Origin of the sequence: Bacillus sp. NH11B (genome assembly GCF_001884205.1) — a bacterium.
Taxonomy (GTDB): Bacteria; Bacillota; Bacilli; order Bacillales; family Bacillaceae_G; genus Bacillus_A; species Bacillus_A proteolyticus.
Map to the genome: position 1 here is coordinate 109,893 of NZ_MAOG01000066.1, position 21,312 is coordinate 131,204.

Consider the following 21,312-nt stretch of genomic DNA (forward strand, 5'->3'; position numbering starts at 1 on the left):
ACTTTCATACGAAAACAAGGGAAACTCTCTCCACTTATTACGGAGAGAGTTTAATCCTTTTTATTATATATTTTTGATGTAAAAGTTTGCAAAGCAGTCTGAACTACAGTTTCCTATTACTGCCCAATGCCACAACAGTTTTTATATTTTTTGCCACTACCGCATTTACATAAATCATTGCGTCCCATTTGGTCACCTTTTACAACCGGTTTTTTCTTCGCTTCTTCGCCATCGCTAGATGGATGAACAGCTTCACCTTGAGCAACTTCTTGACGCTCTAAGTTTTGTTCAATTTCGGCTTTCATAATGTAACGAGAAATTTCCTCTTCGATAGAAGCAATCATTGACTCGAACATTGCGAATCCTTCCATTTGATACTCACGAAGTGGATCAATTTGACCGTAAGCACGTAAATGAATACCTTCACGAAGATGATCCATCGCATCAATATGCTCTGTCCATTTCGTATCTACAACACGGAATACAACAACTTTTTCGAATTCACGCATTTGCTCTTCTGGCAGAAGCTTTTCTTTGTCGTTGTAACGCTCTATTAACTTCGCGATAATTGGCTCGCTCATTTCCTCTGGAGCAAGGCGACGTAATTCTTCTTCTTTTACATCTCCTTCTTGCAGAAGGTTTGTATTTAAGTAGTCAACAAGACCTTTAATGTTCCAATCTTCTTCAATTTCCTCTTGTGTATGAAGCGCAACAGCACGTTCTACCGTAGATTTCATCATACCTTCAATAATACTGCGTAAGTTCTCAGAATCCATTACTTCTTGACGCTGTTTGTAAATAACTTCACGTTGCTGACGAAGTACATCATCGTACTGCAGTAACTGCTTACGTGCATCATAGTTATTTCCTTCTACACGTTTTTGTGCAGATTCTACCGCACGAGAAACCATTTTACTTTCGATCGGCTGTGAATCATCCATACCAAGACGATCCATCATTGCTTTCATATTATCAGAACCGAAGCGGCGCATTAGTTCATCTTCCATAGACAAGTAGAACTGCGTTACACCAGGATCCCCTTGACGACCAGCACGACCACGTAACTGATTATCAATACGACGACTTTCATGACGCTCTGTACCGATAACTGCTAGACCAACGTTTTTAATATCGTCTCCAAGCTTAATATCCGTACCACGACCAGCCATATTCGTCGCAATCGTTACAGCACCTTTCATACCAGCTTCTGCAATGATATCCGCTTCACGCGCATGGTTTTTCGCGTTTAAAATATTATGGCGTACACCTTTACGTGTTAACATTTTTGAAATAAGCTCTGACGTTTCAATTGCAACTGTACCAACAAGAATAGGTTGCCCTTGTTTATGACGATTTACAATATCCTCAACAACTGCATTAAACTTACCTTCCATTGATTTGAAGATTAAATCCGCACGGTCATCACGAATAATATCTTTATTCGTTGGAATTACGATAACATTCATATTGTAAATACTGCGGAATTCTTCTTCTTCCGTTTTCGCTGTACCAGTCATACCAGATAACTTTTCGTACATACGGAAGTAGTTCTGGAACGTAATTGTTGCAAGCGTCATACTTTCATTTTGAATTTCTACGCCTTCTTTTGCTTCAATAGCTTGGTGTAAACCTTCGCTATAACGACGACCTTTCATAAGACGACCAGTGAATTGGTCTACAATTACGATTTCGCCTTCTTGTACAACATAATCTGTATCTAGGTGCATAACAACGTGTGCACGAAGCGCCTGATTAATATGGTGAAGAAGTGCTACATGTTTTAAATCGAATAAGTTATCGATATGGAAAGCTTTCTCAGCTTTCGTAATACCATCTTCTGTTAACATTACATTTTTCGTTTTCACATCAAATGAATATTCTTTTTCATTTTCTAATGTACGAACGAATGCATTTGCAAACATATATAGCTCTGCTGATTTTTGAGCTTGTCCAGAAATAATAAGTGGCGTACGTGCCTCATCGACTAAAATGGAATCGACTTCATCGATGATAGCAAAATGAAGTGGACGCTGAACGCACTGCTCTCTATATAACACCATGTTGTCACGTAAGTAATCGAATCCAAGCTCGTTATTTGTGCTATACGTAATATCAGCAGCATAAGCAGCTTGTTTCTCTTCACGTGACATACTATTTAAGTTAATCCCTACTGTTAAGCCAAGGAACTCATGAAGTTGTCCCATTTCACTTGCATCACGTTGCGCTAAGTATTCATTGACTGTAACAACGTGAACACCTTTTCCTGTTAATGCGTTTAAATATACAGGTAAAGTAGATGTTAACGTTTTACCTTCACCCGTTTTCATCTCAGAGATATTCCCTTCATGTAAGGCAATACCACCCATTAACTGCACACCATATGGACGCATTCCAAGAACACGAGTTGCTGCTTCACGAACAACCGCAAAAGCTTCAGGAAGTAGATCGTCTACTGTCTCACCTTTTGTTAAACGCTCTTTAAATTCAAGCGTCTTTCCTTTTAATTGCTCATCAGTTAGTGGCTTAATAGATGATTCTAATGCATCAATTTGCTCAACTGTCTTCTGCATACGTTTAATTTGGCGTTGGTTAACATCGAACACCTTTTTTAAAATACCGATCATAGGGAATACGCTCCTCTTTTTATTAAAATAAAACTTCCGATTGCTTTTTTCTTTCTCTCTTTACAATCAGTCGTTATAAAAATCAAATATATGTTATGCCAATTTTTCTCCTAATTAAAAAAACTAAAATGTATAAACCTAATGATAATTGTAACACTTGTCTTATAACTATGACAACAATCGTCCAAATGTCTAGCCCTATATTCAGAAAAAGTTTGTATTTCATTTGTTCCAACAAACTAATCTCTCTTCGTTACAAATTTTGTATTAAATCTAAGTAGTATTCTTTTAAGTTCTCTTTTAAAGAAGATGGCTCAATTATTTTTATAGTTTTACCAAAACTAGCTAGATACGAGATGATAAAGTTAATTTCAGCAGGCTCATAAGTTCCTATTAAATACGTCCCTTCATGTTCCTCCCGTAATTTCATCGAAGGATATTGTTGTTGCTTAAATATCTCTATCCCCCTCGCAGTAATTGAGCATTTAAATTGAATAGCTTGTTCAGTTGCTTTCCAAAGACTATGTGCGTTATGTATATTTATATTTTCCAAATCCAAACTATCCTGAGCATCTACTATTTCTGACGACCTAATACGATCACAGCGAAACACTCGATAAGCAGATTTATCTAAATCGTAAGCCTGACAATACCAATAACCTTTCATTGCATAAATCGAAATCGGCTGAATCCGGCGCATTGTCGTTTGTTTCGGCGTTACATAGTTTATAGTTAAAGTCCTATTTTGAACAGCGGCTAACAAAATCTCTTCTAGATAACCACATTCATGTGCTTGTTCCGAATGAAAAAAGGAAACTCTTTTTTGCAAGTTTTCAATTTGCTCACGCTGTTTTGATGAAACACTATCCAAAAACTTCTTATTGATGGAACGAAACGAGATTTGAAAGGGAATACTTACAAAACTACTTAGTGCTTGCATTGCAAAATAAAGTGCAAAAACTTCATGATTTGTAAATAAAATCGGTGGTAATGTCATCGATTTTATTAAACGATATCCTCCATATCGACCATACTCTGCAAAAAGAGGTACACCCATTTCCTCTAAAGATGCAATATCACGTAAAGCTGTCCTTTTTGAAATTTGAAATTCATCCATTAAATCTTTCAATGTGAATGTTTGTTTTTGATTAATAAAGCGTAGCATCTGATTTAAACGTTCAACTTTTTTCATAAACTCTCCCTATAGGTGCCAATTCGCGGCACCTTATACTTGTATAGTAATAAGTGTAAACATATTTTGAAGGAGGCAATACAATGAACTTTGAAGTAATCACTTTTTTATCATTAAATGGGCAAGGTGCTAAAGCAATTGCATTTTACGAACAGCATTTAGGTGCTAAAGTTTTATTTAAAAAGAATTATAAAGAAATGAAAGAAATAGATCCGAATTTCACGTATAAAGAAAACCAAGAACATTATATTACCCATTCCGTTTTACAAATTGGTACTAATAAAATTATGATTGCAGAACAGGCAGTGGATTCCACACGCCCTTGGCAATTAAGTAATAGCTCATCATTATGCATTCAATCTAAAGATTTCCAAACCATTGAAACACTCTATCACAATCTAATTCAACATGATGAGGTTTATATTTTAACACCTTTTGAAAAAAACTCCTTCAGCCCGGGTTATGCCATTGTACGAGATCCTTTTGGAATAGTAATACAATTAACCGTGACAAAACATGACTTCTAAATTTCATTACGAATTAGCCATTAAAATTCATATCAATATTACAAGATAGGGAAGCAAAAAACATATAAAAAAAGCGTAGCCATTTTGGCTACGCTTTTGAATAATTATTTAGTTTCGATTAAACCATATTTCCCGTCTTTACGGCCATATACAACATTAGTTTCATTTGTATCAGCATTTGTGAAGACGAAGAAACTATGTCCTAGCATATCCATTTGCAAGATCGCTTCTTCAACGTCCATCGGTTTTAAATCGAATCGTTTTGTACGTACTAGTTCTAATTCATCCTCTTCTACCGCATCCAGAACAGCTACTGCTTCCGGAAGGATAAAGTTAGTTTTCACCGAACCTTTCTCACGTAACTTACGATTTACTTTTGTTTTATGTTTACGAATTTGTCGCTCAATTTTATCAACAACTAAATCGATAGCAGCGTACATATCGCTATTAGTTTCTTCTGCACGAAGTAATAAATCTGTAAATGGAATTGTTACCTCGATACGTTGCTTGTCAGAGTACACTTTTAAATTAACCTTAATCTCTGGGAATGTATCAAAATAACGCTCTAATTTACTTAGTTTTTTCTCTACATATTCCTTTAATGCTGGAGTTACTTCAATATTTTCACCACGAATGTTGAATTTCATAGATGAATTCCTCCTTTCAAGCCTATGTACTATAATTTCGACATTGGCTTAAAAACTCCTTCTAATTTTTTTAAAAAAATTAGTGGAATTGCGATTTTTTTATCGTTTTTTGTTGAAATGAAAAGATGCATCGTTTCTATCTTTATTTTATCCTATTAACATCGTGAATAACGAATGTAACTGTGGACAATTGGTTACAAAAAAGAAACAACTTTTTGACAACTTACCCACAACAAAAAAAGCCCTTGTTACGAGCAAGAGCTTTCGCCATCTATATAATGCTGCTAAAAATACAGCTCTATCTTTTCCCAAAACTTAATTTTTACAGTTTCACAACATTAGCCGCTTGCGGTCCACGTGCTCCATCAACAATATCAAACTCCACTTGTTGACCTTCTTCTAACGACTTATACCCATCTTGTTGAATAGCAGAAAAATGAACAAACACATCGTCACCATCTTCACGCTCAATAAACCCAAATCCCTTTTCTGCATTGAACCATTTTACTCGTCCTTGCATGTTCATTCCATTCCCTTCACTCTTAAAATCAGGGCATTCGCCCTATATTCTGACTATAACGAATGACAAGACTTTTAGTCAAAGAAGATTTGTCGTCTTTTTATTATTCCTTTCGACATTCACATATTAACCTCTACAAAGCGTCAAACAAGAAACTTCTCTCGCTCCTCGATCATACAAAAGGCTTCCAATTTGCCTAACAGTAATTCCTGTCGTATACACATCATCCACGATTAAAACACGTTGCTCATGAAACATCTCTTCTCCCTGAAAATAAAAAGGATTAACTCCCGATATCCTTTCTTTACGCTTCTTCTTACTTTGTTTTTCTGTTTCAATTCTTCTTAATGATGTACAAAATATTTTGACAGGCAAACAAGAAGCTAGTAACTCAGCTTGATTAAAACCACGCTCGTATTCTCGCTCTTCACTAAGAGGGACCGGAATCACAGCTGAAACATTCGCAAAATATTTTTGAAAAAGACTTCGAATAGGCTGATGAAAAATATGTACTAATTCAGCATCTCCTCGAAATTTAAACTGTGCTAATATTTCTTTCATCCCTTCATCATACACATACAACGAACGATTTATGAGAGACGGAAACCTCTGCTCGTTCGTCCACCTTATGCAATCCTTACAAATATCATCGTTCTTATATTCCGCTGGTACAAGTTCTAAAGGCCGACCACACTCCTTGCAAATATCCCCTATAATATAGGAAAGTTTTTGCTCACATCTATCACATATATACTTTTTATGGGGCTTAACAAAAAAAGTGTACCAACTAATCGCATACAAAATATATTCGTCACAAAGTAGACAATGCATCAATCTATCAGTCCTTGTTCTTTAGCATTTTTATTCATACTTTGAATATGTTTTTTCGCGCGTACCATCGCCTCTGTCTTTCCATAATGAAAATAGATGACATCTCCATCCGGTTCATCAGCGCTTCTGCCAGCACGCCCTGCGATTTGAACGAGAGCACTTTCTGAAAATATTTCTTCCTCAGCTCCTAAAATTGCCACTTGTAAATTTTTCACAGTTACCCCTCGTTCCAAAATCGTCGTTGTAACTAATAAAGGGATTTCTCCCTTCCTGAAAGCTGCTACCTTCTCTTTTCTCGCCATATCTTCTGCGTACACACCATCAATTTGATTATTTAATGATTTTAATAAGTGGCTAATTTCTTCTACATATCGCACATGAGGAACAAATAGAAAAATGGGGTATCGTTTAGATAAGTACATATTTAACCATTGTAATAACGCACGAGGGATTTTTTTACGCATAAGACCCTTCTTCCAATTTCCGCACCACCGAAATATCGGGACTGGCAATGGATGACGATGATAACGTCCTGCAATAATAACCCCTTTTTGCTTACCATTCTGTAATTTGCGCTTCCAATTTTCATCTGGAGTTGCAGTTAAATAAATACGTGCTGCCTCCTCTTTCATCGCTTCGTTTACTGCATAATGCAACATCTTATCCGCATGATATGGAAAAGCATCTATCTCATCTACAATCATGACATGGAACGCTCTATAGTAACGTAACAATTGATGTGTAGTCGCAACGATTAACGCCGCATCTTTTTCTCGGTCTAAACTCCCTCCGTATAAAGCAGCTACGTTTATATTTGGAAACACTTCTTGTAATCTTGGTGCTAACTCAAGTACAACGTCTGTTCTCGGCGTTGCAATGCAAACTCTCTCTCCCCTTTGTAGTGCCTCTGCAATTCCACGAAACAACATTTCTGTTTTTCCAGCCCCGCACACCGCCCAAATGAAAAATGATTCTTTCTGCTTAACAGCATCAACAACACCTTGCGCAGCCAATTCCTGACCAGCAGACAAAATACCTTTCCACTGTAAAGGATTCAAATAATTTTCTCCTTGTATTTTAGCAATCCCGCGCACCAGTACAGCACATTCACTTACCCTTCCCATCGTTATACACTTACGACAATACGTACATACTTTACTGCACCGTTTACATACAAATGATGCAAATAGTCGTTGCTCTATATTGCCGCAACGCTGGCACGTATATTTTGAAAATTTCTTAATTACACCTTGCACACAAACGATTTCTCGGTTCCTTTTCAAATGATCCAATTTATCCTGCAAATCTGAAGAAAGTTCTTCTAACAATAACTGTCTACCAGCTAACATCATCAATAACCACCTCCAGCACTACTATAAATCCTTCTCTTTATCTCGTAAAAACTCAAAAAAGCCGATAACCTACTTATAAAATAGTAAGCTATCGACTTTATACACATATTTTATTCAATTATAAATCCTAGAATCTACCGTATCCTAAGAAATGTTTTTGGTTGTACGAACTGTTAATATCACCGTACGCAATCCCTTTATCACTCGCATGAATCATTTGTCCATTCCCAACATAAACACCGATGTGAGATGGACCATTTTTATAAGTGTTTTGGAAGAACACTAAATCTCCAGGCTGTGGGCTACTTACTTTAGAAACTGAATTCCAATATCCATTAACATCTTGACGTCCTACACCAAAGATGTAAGAAATGAATCCACTACAGTCAAAACCACCGTTTGATGGAGATGCACTTGCCCAAACGTAAGGCATACCTAAGTATTGTTTCGCTTTACCAATTACGCCAGTATCCGGTACTGGTACTGGTACTGGTACTGGTGCTGGTACTGGTGCTGGTGCTGGTGCTGGTGCTGGCTTTTCTTTTTTAGGTTCTTCTTTTTTAGGCTCTTCTTTTTGAGCTTGTCCACCATTGTTCGCTGGTGCAGCTTGCTCTGCAGGTGCTGGTGCTGGCTGAGCTTGTGCCTCTTTAGCAGCTTGTTCTGCTTGTTTTTGAGCAGCAGCTTCTTGTGCCGCTTTTGCTTGCGCTTCTTCTTCCGCAATACGTTGTAATTGCAGTGCTTGTTTCTCAAGATCTTTCAATTGGCTTTCCGTGCTTGTCATCGTAGTTACAACTGTATCCATTTTACCGCTTAAATCGTTTACCGCTGTTGCTTTTTTCTCTTTTTCAACGTCAAGTTCTTTCTTAGCAGTTTCAATTTGAGCTTGTGCTTCTTTTAATTCTTTTTGTTTTTCTTTTACTGTCTCAACATCTTTTTTCACGTTCGTTTGATCTTCTTGTTGAGTTTTCATGATATCTTCGTCAGACTCAAGAATTTTAGACATAGAATTGAAACGATCCACTAAATCTGCAATGTTTTTAGAGTTTACAAGAACTTCTGTTACAACGTTCGTGTTCGGTTGTTCTTGTAGTGCAACTAAACGTTTTCTTAATAACTCTTCACGTTTTGCAATCTTTGTTTGTAATTCTGCAATATCTTTATTTTTCTTTTCAATTAATTGCTCAGTGTCAGAAACTTTTTTCGTTGTTTCATCAAGTTTTGTAGCGTTCTCTTGAACAGACTTATCTAAACCTTGAATTGTTTTGTTTAAATCATTCATTTGTTTTTGTAGTTCATCACGTTCTTGTTGTTGTTTATGTAAAGTATCATTTTGTGTGTTAATTTGTGATTTCACGTCAGAAATTTTATCTTCTGCAAATACATTTGGTGTTAGCCCTGAAAACATTAACCCTGCAACTAATGCGCAAGATGCCATTTTTAGCTTTTTCATTTTTTTTTTACACCGCTTTCTTTTTTTCATTTTCCGTATATAACCTATTAAAATTTATACCATAATTCGGGAGTTTTTTTGCTAATGTTACGGTTTTGTAAAATAAATGTAATATTACATTTATCTCTATAGCAAAGTATATCTAAATTTGTATATATATGTAGAAATTTAGGTGACTTCCGACATTTTTTATAGAATTGAAAAAAACGTAAGGGAATCCCTTACGTTTTGAAAATACTCCAAGTATGAATGAGATAGAAACGTTACTTCATCCATTTCTCAGCCCAATTTTGGACTTCATCCATAACACGTTCCAACGCTTTCCCTTTATCAGTTACACCATACTCGATTCTAACTGGTACTTCTGGGTAAACATTACGAACTACAATACCTTCACCTTCTAATTCCTTTAAACGTTCTGACAACATACGATCGCTCATATTCGGTATAATATCTGCGATTTCTCTAAAACGTTTCGGCTCTTCAAGCAAAGATTTAATAATTAAGCCAGTCCATTTCTTACTAAGCATTGTAAAAGCTGACTCAAACTTTGGACATAAACAAGAATTATGCTCCATATGTTTCACCTCTCTTCCATTATAAAATAGTTTCTTGTAAAAAGTAAGTAATAAAACTTTCCTCATTATTTAATTTTACATACATTTTACCATTTCCAAATATTAACTTGTCAATTCTTCGTAAAATACCCGTAAAAAAACCCTCTTCAAGTAAGAGAGCTTTTACATCTTTATCACTTCGTATACCAGCCTAAACCAAGCGCACCTTCACCTAAATGCGTGCCAATTACAGCTCCGAAATAACTCGTACGAATTGTAACATGAGGGTATTGCTCTTCTAATTCTTTCTTCCATTCCTCAGCTTCCTCTTCACGATTTGCATGAATAATGACAACTTCCATAGGTACACCTTTATTTGCCTGCTCATCAAAGATTTCAATGATGCGCTTCAACGCTTTTTTACGCGTACGAATTTTCTCGAATGGAATAATTACTTTATCTCTAAAATATAACACTGGTTTTACTTGTAACAAGCTGCCGATAAAAGCTTGCGCACTATTTAATCTTCCACCACGTTGTAAATGATGTAAATCATCCACTACAAAATAGGCATCCATCGTTTTTTTCATTTCATCGAATCGAGCGACAATCTCTTCTGGCGTCTTGCCCTCACTTGCTAATTTCGCACCTTCACGTACGAAAAACCCTTGTACTTCACAACTAATTTCAGAATCGTACGTATATACATTAATACCCTCTACCATCTGCCCAGCTGTCGTTGCTGTTTGGTATGTACCACTAATTCCACTTGAAAGATGAATGCTAATTACTGCATCATATTCTTTAGATAATTCTTCGAATAACTCAACAAACTTTCCGATTGCTGGCTGAGAAGTTTTTGGAAGTTCTTCCTGTTCACGTACTTTCACATAAAAATCATCTGCTGAAATTTCAGCTTCTTCTTGGTAAGATTCCGTTCCAAACACAACGTTTAACGGAATCATATATATATTTAGTTCGTCACGAATATGCTTCGGTATATATGCTGTACTATCAGTAACAATAGCTGTTTTCATTTTCGTACCTGCCTTATAAAAAATTTTTATTCCCTAATTTTACACGAAAACGAGAAAAGGTGCATCCATACATAAAAATGCCAATTAGAAATTATAATCACCCTCTCGACAAATTACAACAACAAGATCAAATCCTCATCAAAAATTTCAACATATTTGCAAAAAATGTTTGAATATAAAAACGACCGCTTTTAAAATGTAAAGTACTAGTCATTTTGAAGAATAGGGGCGTATACCATTGTTATTACAATATTTAACAATCAAAGGCTACGGCGAGCACGAAATTGTCATTCAAAAATCGAGATTCATTTGCTATGTGAGTCGCGCCACAACAGAAGAGGAAGCTCAAGCATTTATACAAAAAATAAAAAAACAAAATTGGAATGCAACACATAATTGTTCTGCATATTTAATTGGTGAACAAGATCAAATTCAAAAAGCTAATGATGACGGTGAACCGAGCGGCACAGCTGGTGTACCTATGTTAGAAGTATTAAAAAAACGAGGTCTAAAAGATACTGTCGTCGTCGTTACACGCTATTTTGGCGGCATCAAACTTGGTGCTGGTGGATTAATTCGTGCATATGGAAAATGTACAAGTGAAGGTCTTAACCATGTCGGCGTTGTTGAACGAAAACTAATGCGCGTTATGCAAACAGAAATTGATTACACGTTGCTTGGCAAACTAGAAAATGAATTACGTAATTCAGAATATGCCATTAAAGATATACATTATCTAGAAAATGTCACATTCGATACTTATGTAGAAGAGGACAAAAAACAACCATTCACAGATTGGATGATTGAATTAACAAATGGGAAGTGTACAATTAAAGAAGGAGATATGTTGTACTTAGAACAAGACGTTATCTAAGAACAGCTAACTTATCGCCTTTAAAGATTAATGTAGTGAATTAATTCCCTACAAATGAACTAAGGAGATTATATATGGAAGAACGTTATTATCATCTCCAAAATAGCAGAATAAAAAAGAAACGTAGAAGAAAACTTTTCTTCTTTCTTATTTTCGCATTTTTATTTGGTAGCGTAGGACTTTATGTGTTAAATTCCTACACTTCTCTCATGGGGATGTACAGTGGATTTAACCGTGAAAAATCTAAATTACGAGCAGAAGATGTGGAAATCACAAAAAAACCTTTCACAATACTAATTATGGGTATTGAGGATTACGCAACAGATGGTCAAAACGGCCGAACAGATTCACTTATGTTCGCGACAGTTAATCCAAACTCAAAAAAGGTTTCACTTATGAGTATCCCTCGCGATTCTCGTGTTAAGATTGTTGGCAAAAATAAAGAAGACAAAATTAACGCTGCCCATGCTTACGGTGGAGAAAAAATGGCAATTGACACCGTCGAAGGATTTTTAAAAGTTCCTGTTGATCATTATATTAAAATTGATTTCCAAGGCTTTAAAGGTATCGTTGATGCTGTTGGAGGTATTACAGTTGATGTTCCTTTTGATTTCGAGGAGCGCTCCGATATAGATTACTACAAATTAATTCAATTTAAACAAGGTAAACAAAACTTAAACGGTGAAGAAGCACTCGCTTACGTCCGCATGCGAAAGCAAGATCCTAACGGTGACTATGGTCGAGCTGCGAGACAAAGGCAAGTACTGGCGGCTGTTGCCCAAAAGCTAAATTCTGCTTCAACCGTATTTAAAATTAAAGATTTAACCACGGTAGTTGGGAAATATATAAAAACCGATATTCCTATTTCTGACGGACTTGCTCTTTACAATAAAATCTCTGGATTCGACCCACAAACGATACAAACATTAAAGCTTGAAGGAGAAGATAAAAAAATTGGTGGTATTTATTATTTCCTTCCAGACCCAATCAGTGTAGAGACAACTCGTAACGAGATATTAAAAGAAATAGGGGAAAAAGAACAAGCCCCAACAGAAACTACAAAAAATGAGAGTACAAATTCTGATTCTAACTCCATCGCAAAACAAAAGAAGGAACCGAGTGAGAACAAAACACCACCACCTCCTCCTCCTTCTACAAATGCTCATGCAGAGTGGATTATGAGGAATCATGAATAAAAAAGAGCCAAATCGTATACGATTTGGCTCTTTTTATTTCCCGCGATTGTTGTGGGCTAATACTAAATGAAGGATGCAACCTTCCATTTAGTAAAGTTTCACTTTATTTGTTGAAGTGTTGTAAAATCGCTTCTACAATACGCTCTGATGCACGACCGTCGCCGTAAGGATTAGATGCTTTCGTCATCTTATCATGAGCTTCTTTATCTGATAACAACTCATCAGCAAGACCAAAGATTGTTTCTTCATCTGTTCCTGCTAATTTCAGCGTACCTGCTTCGATACCTTCTGGGCGTTCCGTCGTGTCACGAAGGACAAGAACTGGCACACCTAGTGACGGTGCTTCTTCTTGTACACCACCAGAATCAGTTAGCATTAAGTATGAACGAGCTGCAACGTTATGAAAATCGATTACATCTAGCGGCTCAATTAAATGAATGCGGCTATGCTCGCCTAAAATATCATTCGCTATTTCGCGAACAACAGGATTCATATGAACAGGGTATACAACTTGTACATCTTCGTGTTTATCAACAAGACGCTTAATTGCACGGAACATATTGCGCATTGGTTCCCCTAAGTTTTCACGACGATGTGCTGTCATAAGTACAAGACGATTATTTCCAAGTTTTTCTAATACAGGATGGCTATAAGTTTCTTTTACAGTCGTCTTCAGTGCATCGATCGCTGTATTTCCTGTTACGAAAATGCGTGACTCATCTTTATTTTCTTTTTGTAAGTTCGTTGCTGATTTTGTTGTAGGTGAGAAATGAAGATCCGCCATTACACCTGTTAGTTGGCGATTCATCTCTTCTGGATATGGAGAATACTTATCCCATGTACGAAGTCCTGCTTCAACATGTCCTACTGGAATTTGATTATAGAAAGCAGCTAAGCTTGCAATAAATGTCGTCGTTGTATCACCATGCACAAGTACGATATCAGGCTTCGCTTCTTTCATTACTTTATCTAAACCTTCTAAACCACGTGTTGTAATATCAATTAACGTTTGACGATCTTTCATGATATTCAAATCGAAATCTGGCGTAATTCCAAAGATATTTAATACTTGATCTAACATTTGACGGTGTTGTGCTGTTACAGTCACAATCGATTCAATTTTTTCTGGGTGCTTTTGCAATTCTAATACAAGAGGTGCCATTTTAATTGCTTCTGGTCGTGTCCCGAAAATTGTCATTACTTTTAAACGTTCAGTCATTTCATTACCTCTTTTCTTTCACTAGTTACAACTTCTATTATCGCATATAAAAATATGCATGTGAAAATACACTTTTTAACGTACCTGAGAAACATTACTATTACAGACGCCTTTTCGCCCAACTGAGTAATAATCTAACCCCTGCTTCTCGGCATCCTCATTAGTATAACAATTTCTCCCATCAAATAGAATAGGTTCCCTCATAAGCTGTACATACTTCTCTAGCGGATAATTTCGAATTGATTCCCATTCTGTTACGATAAAAACTGCATTTGCCGCTCTAATCGATTCGTCTATGCACTCAGCGTATCGTATAGCATTTCCAAATATACCTTTTACATTTTGAATAGCCTGCGGGTCATATACAACCACATCTGCACCTATATTAATTAATTCTTGTATTATAATAAGTGAGGGTGCTTCCCTAATATCGTCAGTATTCGGTTTGAATGCTGCACCAAGAACCGCAATCCGCTTCTTCTTCATATCTATCATTTTCTTCGCTTTTTCTATTAACAACAACTGTTGTTTATTATTCACTTCAATGACTGCTTTCAACAAGCGAAAATCATGAGAAACATTCCCTGCAATTTGCACAAGTGCTTTCGTATCTTTCGGAAAACAAGACCCTCCATATCCGACGCCTGCATTTAAAAAAGATGGGCCAATTCTCTTATCCATCCCCATCCCTGTAGATACATCTAATATATCTGCACCCACCTGCTCACATATGTTGGAAATCTCATTAATAAAACTAATCTTCGTAGCCAAAAAAGCATTAGATGCATATTTAATCATCTCAGCACTTCGAATATCCGTAATATACGTTTGTAAGCTTAATTTGCTGTACAAATTCTCTACTTTCCTTGCTGCTTCCTCACTACATGCTCCAATTACAATGCGATCACCATGAAAAAAATCATAAATACCAGAACCTTCCCTTAAAAATTCTGGATTCGATACGATATGTAATTTGTGTCTACCTTGTAGTTTCTCCTCAATCCATTCCCTCATCGCATCATTGGTACCTACTGGAACCGTACTTTTCGTAACAACAATAATATCGTTATTCACATATGTTCCAATATCATCACAAGCACTACGAATATACGTTAAATCTGCTGTTCCATCTAATAAAGATGGTGTTCCAACTGCAATAAATATAAACTCTACATCATTAAATGCCGTTAGTCTGCTTGCTGTAAAAGTTAAATGACTGTTCTCATACTCTTCATTTATTAATTCATTTAATCCACATTCATAAATAGGTAACTCACCTTGTTTGATCCGTTCAATTTTTTCACTATTTATATCAAAACATGTGACTGAATGTCCCAATTTCGCCAATCCTACTCCAGTAATCAATCCAACATATCCGGTACCTATTATCGTAATTTTCATTTTCCTTTCGCACAGGAATATACATAAGAAAATATACGAATACATAGAATCCCCCCTGTGCTTCCCCCTCTCGCACTAAAAATAAGAAAACTTTTTTCTTATTTATTATATGAATTGTCTTTTTATTCATTTTTAAGATTTTGTAAAGTTAAATGATGCAATATATATAAAATGTAAATTCCCACATTTTAACACGGAACTTACTCATTTTTACGTGCAACACTTATAATAAAATACTTGTTATAGAAGAGGCAGATACACTGTCATATTTCAAGTCGCAATATGAACAACCTTCTCAAACGATCCAGCATTCTATTTACAATTGTCATATATTCTATGCACTTCCATTTACAGCTAAAAGAAAAAAAGATTGAATTCTAATCTTTTTGTGATACCATATGTTATGAGCCTGTAAATAAACATCATAATTTTCAGATAAATACAATTAGAAAAATTACGTTAAACTATAAAAGGTGGGGTATTAATGGACTCACAAGTGATTTATGCCATTTTGGCATCTTTCATCACTGTACTCGTCGTTACTCCTTTAGTTATTAAATTAGCTTTTAAAATAGGAGCAACAGATAAACCAAACGCACGTAAAGTACACCAAAAAATTATGCCTCGTCTTGGCGGGTTAGCAATTTTCATCGGTGTAGCTGTAGGATTTGTTGTCGGTGGATTGTACGAACAAAGAATGCTATCGATAACTTTAGGTGCTATCATTATTGTTATCATCGGGATTTTAGATGATATGTACGAACTATCTGCGAAGGTAAAATTCGGTGGACAACTATTAGTTGCCATCATGATTGTAAAAAGTGGATTATTAGTGCAAGTATTATATATTCCAATTCTCGGAGATACTGAACTCGGATGGCTTGCTTATCCAATTACAGTATTTTGGATTGTCGGTATTACAAATGCCATCAACTTAATTGATGGATTAGATGGATTATCCGCAGGGATTTCATCTATCGTACTTGCAACGCTAGCATATATGGCCTTCACTAGCCCATGGGGTACTGGAGCAGCTATTATATTACCTCTAGCACTAATCACATTAGCAAGTACAATTGGATTTTTATTCTACAATTTCCATCCTGCAAAAATCTTCATGGGAGATACAGGAGCACTATTTTTAGGATACTGTATTTCTGTTATATCGTTACTTGGATTATACAAAAGCGTAACGTTATTCAGCTTTATCGTTCCAATTATTATTTTAGGTGTACCTATATTTGATACGACGTTTGCAATTATCCGCCGTATCGTAAATAAAAAGCCTATTTCAGCACCAGATAAGTCGCATTTACATCACCGTTTGCTTGCAATGGGATTCTCTCATCGTAAAACGGTACTAATTATTTACGCACTTGGTATTTTCTTTAGCGTAAATGCAATCATTTTCAGTAGTGCGACACTATGGTTATCCATTATTCTTCTTTTCGTTTTAATCTTCTTTACAGAAATTATTGCTGAAGTAATCGGTCTTGTACACGAACGTTACAAACCAATTATTTCCTTCTATAAAAAAGTGAAAAAACGCGAAGACTAATTGTAGTATAGCCTTCACTTTTATGAAATATTCAAATAGCATCCTCTTTTTCATAAGAGGATGCTATTTTTATTTTTTAATCCTTATTCCCCATTTCCAAAATATAGATTGTTTGAGAGTGCCTCTATTGGAGAAAGATATACGTATAACGAAAAAGTATCAAATTTTCATTTTTACATCTTGATTGTCAAACTGAGGGTGAATGTTATGATCAAGCGATTACTTCAATGTATAATTTTATTTTTAACTATTACTATGTACGCATCATCTAATACAGAAGCAACTACAGACATTCAAGCAGAAGATCAACACAGCACTCAAACTACCACTCCTACAAAAAAAATTGCGTACTTAACATTTGATGACGGACCGAATAAATACACACCACAGATTTTAAATATTTTAAAAGAGAAGAACGGAAAAGCAACTTTCTTCGTTATTGGCGGAAAAGTGCCACATTATAAAAAAACGATGGAGCGATTGATTAAAGATGGACATTATATTGGTCTCCATAGTATGTCACATGATGTAAAACGTCTTTATACTGGCGATCCATCAATTTTAATTGAAGAAATGGAGCAAACCCAAAATATTGTCCGGCAAATTACACATCTAAATACACATCTCGTTCGTGTCCCATACGGTAGCATGCCTTACTTAAAAAAGAATTACCGCGACGCACTCGTATCTTCCCAGTATAAAATGTGGGATTGGACAATTGATACATATGACTGGAAAAGCTATGATAATCCTTCCGCAATACTAGAAAGAGTGCAAAATCAAAGCGATGAACAAGTAGAGGTTATTTTAATGCATGATTCTAGTGTCACAGTGCAAATACTTCCAAAAGTAATTGATTATTTGCAATCACAAGGATATAAACTACTTCCCTACAATCCATCTTCCCATCTCGAAGTAAATTTTTGGAAAGACACAAGATTGTAACAGCTTTAGTGCTTATATACTAAAGCTGTTTTATTTTCCTCTTCCCACACTTCCCATTTTTGTGTAAAATTTTAAATAGTGATGAAGTTTCGAGGTGAATAGAAATGAAACGAATAGATCTCATTTTTAACGCAATACAAAAAGGGAATTATACAGAAGGTGTAACAGCATCAGAACTCGCTACACTTCTACAGTTAGACCGTGCAAATGTTAGTAGCGACTTAAACAAGCTCGTGAAAGATGATCGTTTATTAAAAACGAGTACACGTCCTGTCCGTTTTTATATAGAAACGAATACTTCATTGGAAACGCATTCAACAAAGGGTACTTCATTAGATACATTTGCAATTGAAAATACAAGCCTAAAAATTGCAATTGAAAAAGCGAAAGCTTCTATTCTCTATCCTCCAAACGGTATGCACACTTTACTACTTGGAGAAACAGGTGTCGGAAAATCTATGTTCGCTTCTTTAATGCACGAATATGCAATTGAGGTAGAACAACTCCCAAAAGGAGCACCTTTTATCGTCTTTAACTGTGCTGATTATGCAAACAATCCACAACTACTACTGGGACAGTTATTTGGGATAAAAAAAGGAGCTTACACAGGTGCCAGTGATCAAAAAGGTTTAATTGAAAAAGCCCATGAAGGAATCCTTTTCTTAGATGAAGTACATCGTCTTCCTCCAGAAGGACAAGAAATGCTCTTCACATTTATTGATCGCGGAGTATATCGCCGCCTTGGAGAAACAGAAAATGAACGTAAGGCACAAGTATTAATTATTACTGCAACAACAGAAGAACCAAACTCATTTTTATTAAAAACATTTACAAGACGTATTCCAATGACCGTTACGCTTCCACCACTTCGTGAGCGAACGCATAAAGAACGCTTTGCTTTATTGCAACTATTCTTCACAAATGAAGCAATTCGTCTAAGGAAAGAGATTCATGTTAGTCCAAATGCAATGCGGGCTTTCGTCTTTTACAATTGTCCAAATAACATCGGCCAATTGAAAACGGATGTACAAATTGCCTGTGCGAAAGCTTATTCTGATTTCGTAACAAAAAAACGTGATTCTGTCGGTGTTTCAAGTACAGATTTACCTTGGTATATGAAAGAAGGACTGTTTATCGAAAGAAAGAGCCGTCACCTATACCAAATACCAAATGAAACATTTGTATTTACAGGTGATGAAGGCTGGAGCAAGCATAAAACAGAAGATGAAAAACGTTCTTCTATTTACGATTATATTGATTATAAATATGAAGAACTTCAAGCACGCGGCATTGAAGAGGACGAATTAGAATTACTAATAGAAAATGATATCCAAAGCTTTTTCGTTCAATATTTTAACCAAATGTCTAAAAAAACAGGTCATGAAAATGTTTTTAAAATTGTGGATCGTAATATCGTTTCCGTATGTGAAAAAATTGCAGAACTAGCTGAAAAACATTTATCTAAGACTTTTGATGAAAAAGTGTTTCTTGCTTTAAGTTTACATGTACAGACAACTCTACAACGATTACAGGGCGGGAAACAAATTCACCACCCACAATTAAATCAAATTCGTACGAAATATAAAGAAGCTTTTTCCGTAGCTATGCAATGCATTCAACTACTGGAAGAAGAATTACAAATAACAATGCCCATGGATGAAGCAGGCTTCTTAACAATGTTCTTCGTTGTTGATCCATTTCCTGCCTCACAAACAGAAGTAAAAGTATTAATATTAGCGCACGGTAATGGCATCGCAACAGAAATGGCAAATGTTGCAAACGAACTTCTCGGTATTGATGAAGTAACTGGTATCGATATGCCCTTGCATGAGTCACCGAAAGATTTCTTAGAGCGTGTTAAGGTGTATATGAAAACACTTCAAAATGTAAACGGGCTTCTCTTACTTGTTGATATGGGATCTCTCGCTTATATCGGTGACATATTAGAAACTGAGTTCAAAATTCCTGTACGTGTTCTCTCGATGACAAGCACACCACATGCACTAGAAGCAGCTCGAAAAGCTCAGCTTGGCTACTCATTAGATGCACTATATGAAACAGTGAAGAACTTAACGCCGTTCTATTTAAATGTACAAGAGGAAAAGAAAAAGCCGCTGTCACCAATGAAATCAGTTATTTTAACAGCTTGTTTAACTGGTGAAGGAAGTGCTTTAGCAATTCAAAAAATGTTAGAGAACTATTTACGCTTTGATAAAGACTTAATTGAAATTATTCCGATTAGCATCGTTCACGAAAAAGATTTAACAAAAATGATCGAGAACATAAAAAAAGAGCGTAATATCATTTGTATCGTCACGAATTTCGATGTGCAAGTACCATGCTTAACATACCACTTCCAAGACATTGTGAACTACACAGCGATTCAGCCAATTCAAGAATTAATTACGTATGAAGAAACATATGCGAAAATGGCTGACATTCTTGAACAACAAATGCAGCGTAACGATGGCGCATTACTCATTAAAACAATTCGTTATGCATTAAATACAATTCAAGAATTAATTTCTTTACAGCTAACTCCTGACAGTTTAATGGGTGTGATTTTGCATATGAGCTGCATGGTTGACCGTCTTCAAAAAGGTGAAAGTCTCCTCCCTCATCCTGATAAAGAGAAACGAAGACAAGATGAGTACTGGATGTATATGAAAGTAAAAAAAGCATTGCAACCTATTGAAAATACATTTGAAATACAAATACCAGATGACGAAGTATTTTATGTAATGGACTTCTTCATCAAAAATCAACCTGTAAAAAATTGATCTAGGCGATATTTTAAATATATCGACTTACCGGCAATACTTCACAAAAACGGCAACCAATATAATAAAAAAGGCTGTTCCAATTTTTTGGACAGCCTTTTTTCTACTTCTTTACTTTCCTGATTCTCCCCCTTATTTCTCCCTTCTTATTGGACTTCGTATAAACATTTACATATACATTCGCCTCAATGATTTCTTGAAGTAGGCTATCAAACGCTCTCCCCTGTAAAGGCCCTTCAAAATCCTCCACATTGACTACACCAGTCACGACTCCTTCATTTACACTAATACCTTGCTTTAGCGGACCAAACAAATTTAAAACAACTGGACCAATTTGATCCGCTTTCCCTAAATGAATTTGGCATGATGTAACTTTTTCAATGTTTTTCAATATGACCCGATATTGCAATTTCTTTAAATCACCACTAAATATAAACTCTGTTACACCATATGCTTCTGTATTTACAGGGGGTATTTCCCTCTTACCTGTTAACCTCGCAAAGAAATGTGTTGTCATACGGGCATTCTCCTTATATAAATTTCCCAGCACTACTTCTACTACTTTATGGTTTATACATAATCATTTATGACTTTTTCAAGTT

The 21,312-nt window shown here is 35.8% G+C and carries 18 protein-coding genes; 6 read left to right on the forward strand and 12 right to left on the reverse strand.

All coding sequences use genetic code 11. The annotated features are described in order from the left end of the window. Positions 1-116: 116 nt before the first annotated feature. Together secA and BAU27_RS10745 are read right to left on the reverse strand one after the other, a co-directional pair. Positions 117-2,624 (reverse strand): preprotein translocase subunit SecA, encoded by a 2,508-nt coding sequence (gene secA / locus BAU27_RS10740; RefSeq protein WP_071770862.1) that lies wholly within the window; start codon positions 2,622-2,624, stop codon positions 117-119. Between the two features lie 253 nt (positions 2,625-2,877). Further along, positions 2,878-3,816: a helix-turn-helix transcriptional regulator gene (locus BAU27_RS10745; protein WP_071770863.1), complete on the reverse strand. Its 939-nt coding sequence runs from the start codon at positions 3,814-3,816 to the stop codon at positions 2,878-2,880. A gap of 83 nt (positions 3,817-3,899) precedes the next feature. Here BAU27_RS10745 and BAU27_RS10750 point away from each other — a divergent pair, with 83 nt between their 5' ends. Then, positions 3,900-4,343, forward strand: coding sequence for a VOC family protein (locus BAU27_RS10750; protein WP_071748001.1), 444 nt, complete (start codon positions 3,900-3,902; stop codon positions 4,341-4,343). Between the two features lie 104 nt (positions 4,344-4,447). Here BAU27_RS10750 and hpf read toward each other — a convergent pair whose 3' ends face one another. The 7 genes from hpf to BAU27_RS10785 all read right to left on the reverse strand — a co-directional run bounded on the left by hpf (position 4,448) and on the right by BAU27_RS10785 (position 10,737). Beyond that, on the reverse strand, positions 4,448-4,990 hold the full coding sequence (gene hpf, locus BAU27_RS10755) for a ribosome hibernation-promoting factor, HPF/YfiA family (RefSeq protein WP_002034758.1): 543 nt from the start codon (positions 4,988-4,990) through the stop codon (positions 4,448-4,450). Positions 4,991-5,312: 322 nt separating this feature from the next. Then, positions 5,313-5,510 carry a cold shock protein CspC gene (gene cspC / locus BAU27_RS10760; RefSeq protein WP_001990088.1) on the reverse strand — a complete coding sequence of 66 codons (198 nt, stop codon included), beginning with the start codon at positions 5,508-5,510 and terminating at the stop codon, positions 5,313-5,315. A gap of 126 nt (positions 5,511-5,636) precedes the next feature. After that, on the reverse strand, positions 5,637-6,341 hold the full coding sequence (locus BAU27_RS10765) for a ComFC family protein (protein ID WP_071770864.1): 705 nt from the start codon (positions 6,339-6,341) through the stop codon (positions 5,637-5,639). Then, positions 6,341-7,690 carry an ATP-dependent helicase ComFA gene (gene comFA / locus BAU27_RS10770; RefSeq protein ID WP_071770881.1) on the reverse strand — a complete coding sequence of 450 codons (1,350 nt, stop codon included), beginning with the start codon at positions 7,688-7,690 and terminating at the stop codon, positions 6,341-6,343. The genes BAU27_RS10765 and comFA overlap by 1 nt, the downstream gene beginning before the upstream one ends. Positions 7,691-7,820: 130 nt before the next feature. Then, positions 7,821-9,143: a C40 family peptidase gene (locus tag BAU27_RS10775; protein WP_071770865.1), complete on the reverse strand. Its 1,323-nt coding sequence runs from the start codon at positions 9,141-9,143 to the stop codon at positions 7,821-7,823. 263 nt (positions 9,144-9,406) lie between these two features. Further along, positions 9,407-9,721: a winged helix-turn-helix transcriptional regulator gene (locus BAU27_RS10780; protein WP_071770866.1), complete on the reverse strand. Its 315-nt coding sequence runs from the start codon at positions 9,719-9,721 to the stop codon at positions 9,407-9,409. A gap of 173 nt (positions 9,722-9,894) precedes the next feature. Continuing rightward, positions 9,895-10,737, reverse strand: a complete 843-nt coding sequence (locus BAU27_RS10785) for a DegV family protein (RefSeq protein ID WP_071770867.1) — start codon at positions 10,735-10,737, stop codon at positions 9,895-9,897. Between the two features lie 238 nt (positions 10,738-10,975). Here BAU27_RS10785 and BAU27_RS10790 point away from each other — a divergent pair, with 238 nt between their 5' ends. Next, a complete protein-coding gene (locus tag BAU27_RS10790; RefSeq protein ID WP_071770868.1) occupies positions 10,976-11,611 on the forward strand; it encodes a YigZ family protein in 636 nt (211 codons plus the stop codon). 74 nt (positions 11,612-11,685) lie between these two features. Beyond that, positions 11,686-12,807 (forward strand): LCP family protein, encoded by a 1,122-nt coding sequence (locus tag BAU27_RS10795; RefSeq protein WP_071770869.1) that lies wholly within the window; start codon positions 11,686-11,688, stop codon positions 12,805-12,807. 103 nt (positions 12,808-12,910) lie between these two features. Here the strand turns inward: BAU27_RS10795 and wecB are convergent, their stop codons facing one another. Beyond that, a complete protein-coding gene (wecB, locus tag BAU27_RS10800) occupies positions 12,911-14,026 on the reverse strand; it encodes a non-hydrolyzing UDP-N-acetylglucosamine 2-epimerase (protein WP_071770870.1) in 1,116 nt (371 codons plus the stop codon). A gap of 75 nt (positions 14,027-14,101) precedes the next feature. Next, positions 14,102-15,472 (reverse strand): UDP-glucose dehydrogenase family protein, encoded by a 1,371-nt coding sequence (locus BAU27_RS10805; protein ID WP_071770871.1) that lies wholly within the window; start codon positions 15,470-15,472, stop codon positions 14,102-14,104. A gap of 439 nt (positions 15,473-15,911) precedes the next feature. On the opposite strand from BAU27_RS10805, the gene BAU27_RS10810 reads away from it, so the two are divergent. From BAU27_RS10810 to BAU27_RS10820, 3 genes are all read left to right on the forward strand, one after another. Continuing rightward, positions 15,912-16,985, forward strand: coding sequence for a glycosyltransferase family 4 protein (locus tag BAU27_RS10810; protein WP_000378308.1), 1,074 nt, complete (start codon positions 15,912-15,914; stop codon positions 16,983-16,985). Between the two features lie 207 nt (positions 16,986-17,192). Continuing rightward, positions 17,193-17,930 (forward strand): polysaccharide deacetylase family protein, encoded by a 738-nt coding sequence (locus tag BAU27_RS10815; protein ID WP_071770872.1) that lies wholly within the window; start codon positions 17,193-17,195, stop codon positions 17,928-17,930. 104 nt (positions 17,931-18,034) lie between these two features. Further along, positions 18,035-20,710, forward strand: a complete 2,676-nt coding sequence (locus BAU27_RS10820; protein ID WP_071770873.1) for a sigma-54-dependent transcriptional regulator — start codon at positions 18,035-18,037, stop codon at positions 20,708-20,710. A gap of 103 nt (positions 20,711-20,813) precedes the next feature. On the opposite strand, the gene exsM is transcribed toward BAU27_RS10820, so the two are convergent. Further along, the gene (gene exsM / locus BAU27_RS10825; protein ID WP_071770874.1) at positions 20,814-21,227 is read right to left on the reverse strand and encodes an exosporium regulatory protein ExsM; all 414 of its coding nucleotides are present in this window, start codon (positions 21,225-21,227) and stop codon (positions 20,814-20,816) included. Between the last annotated feature and the right edge of the window lie 85 nt (positions 21,228-21,312).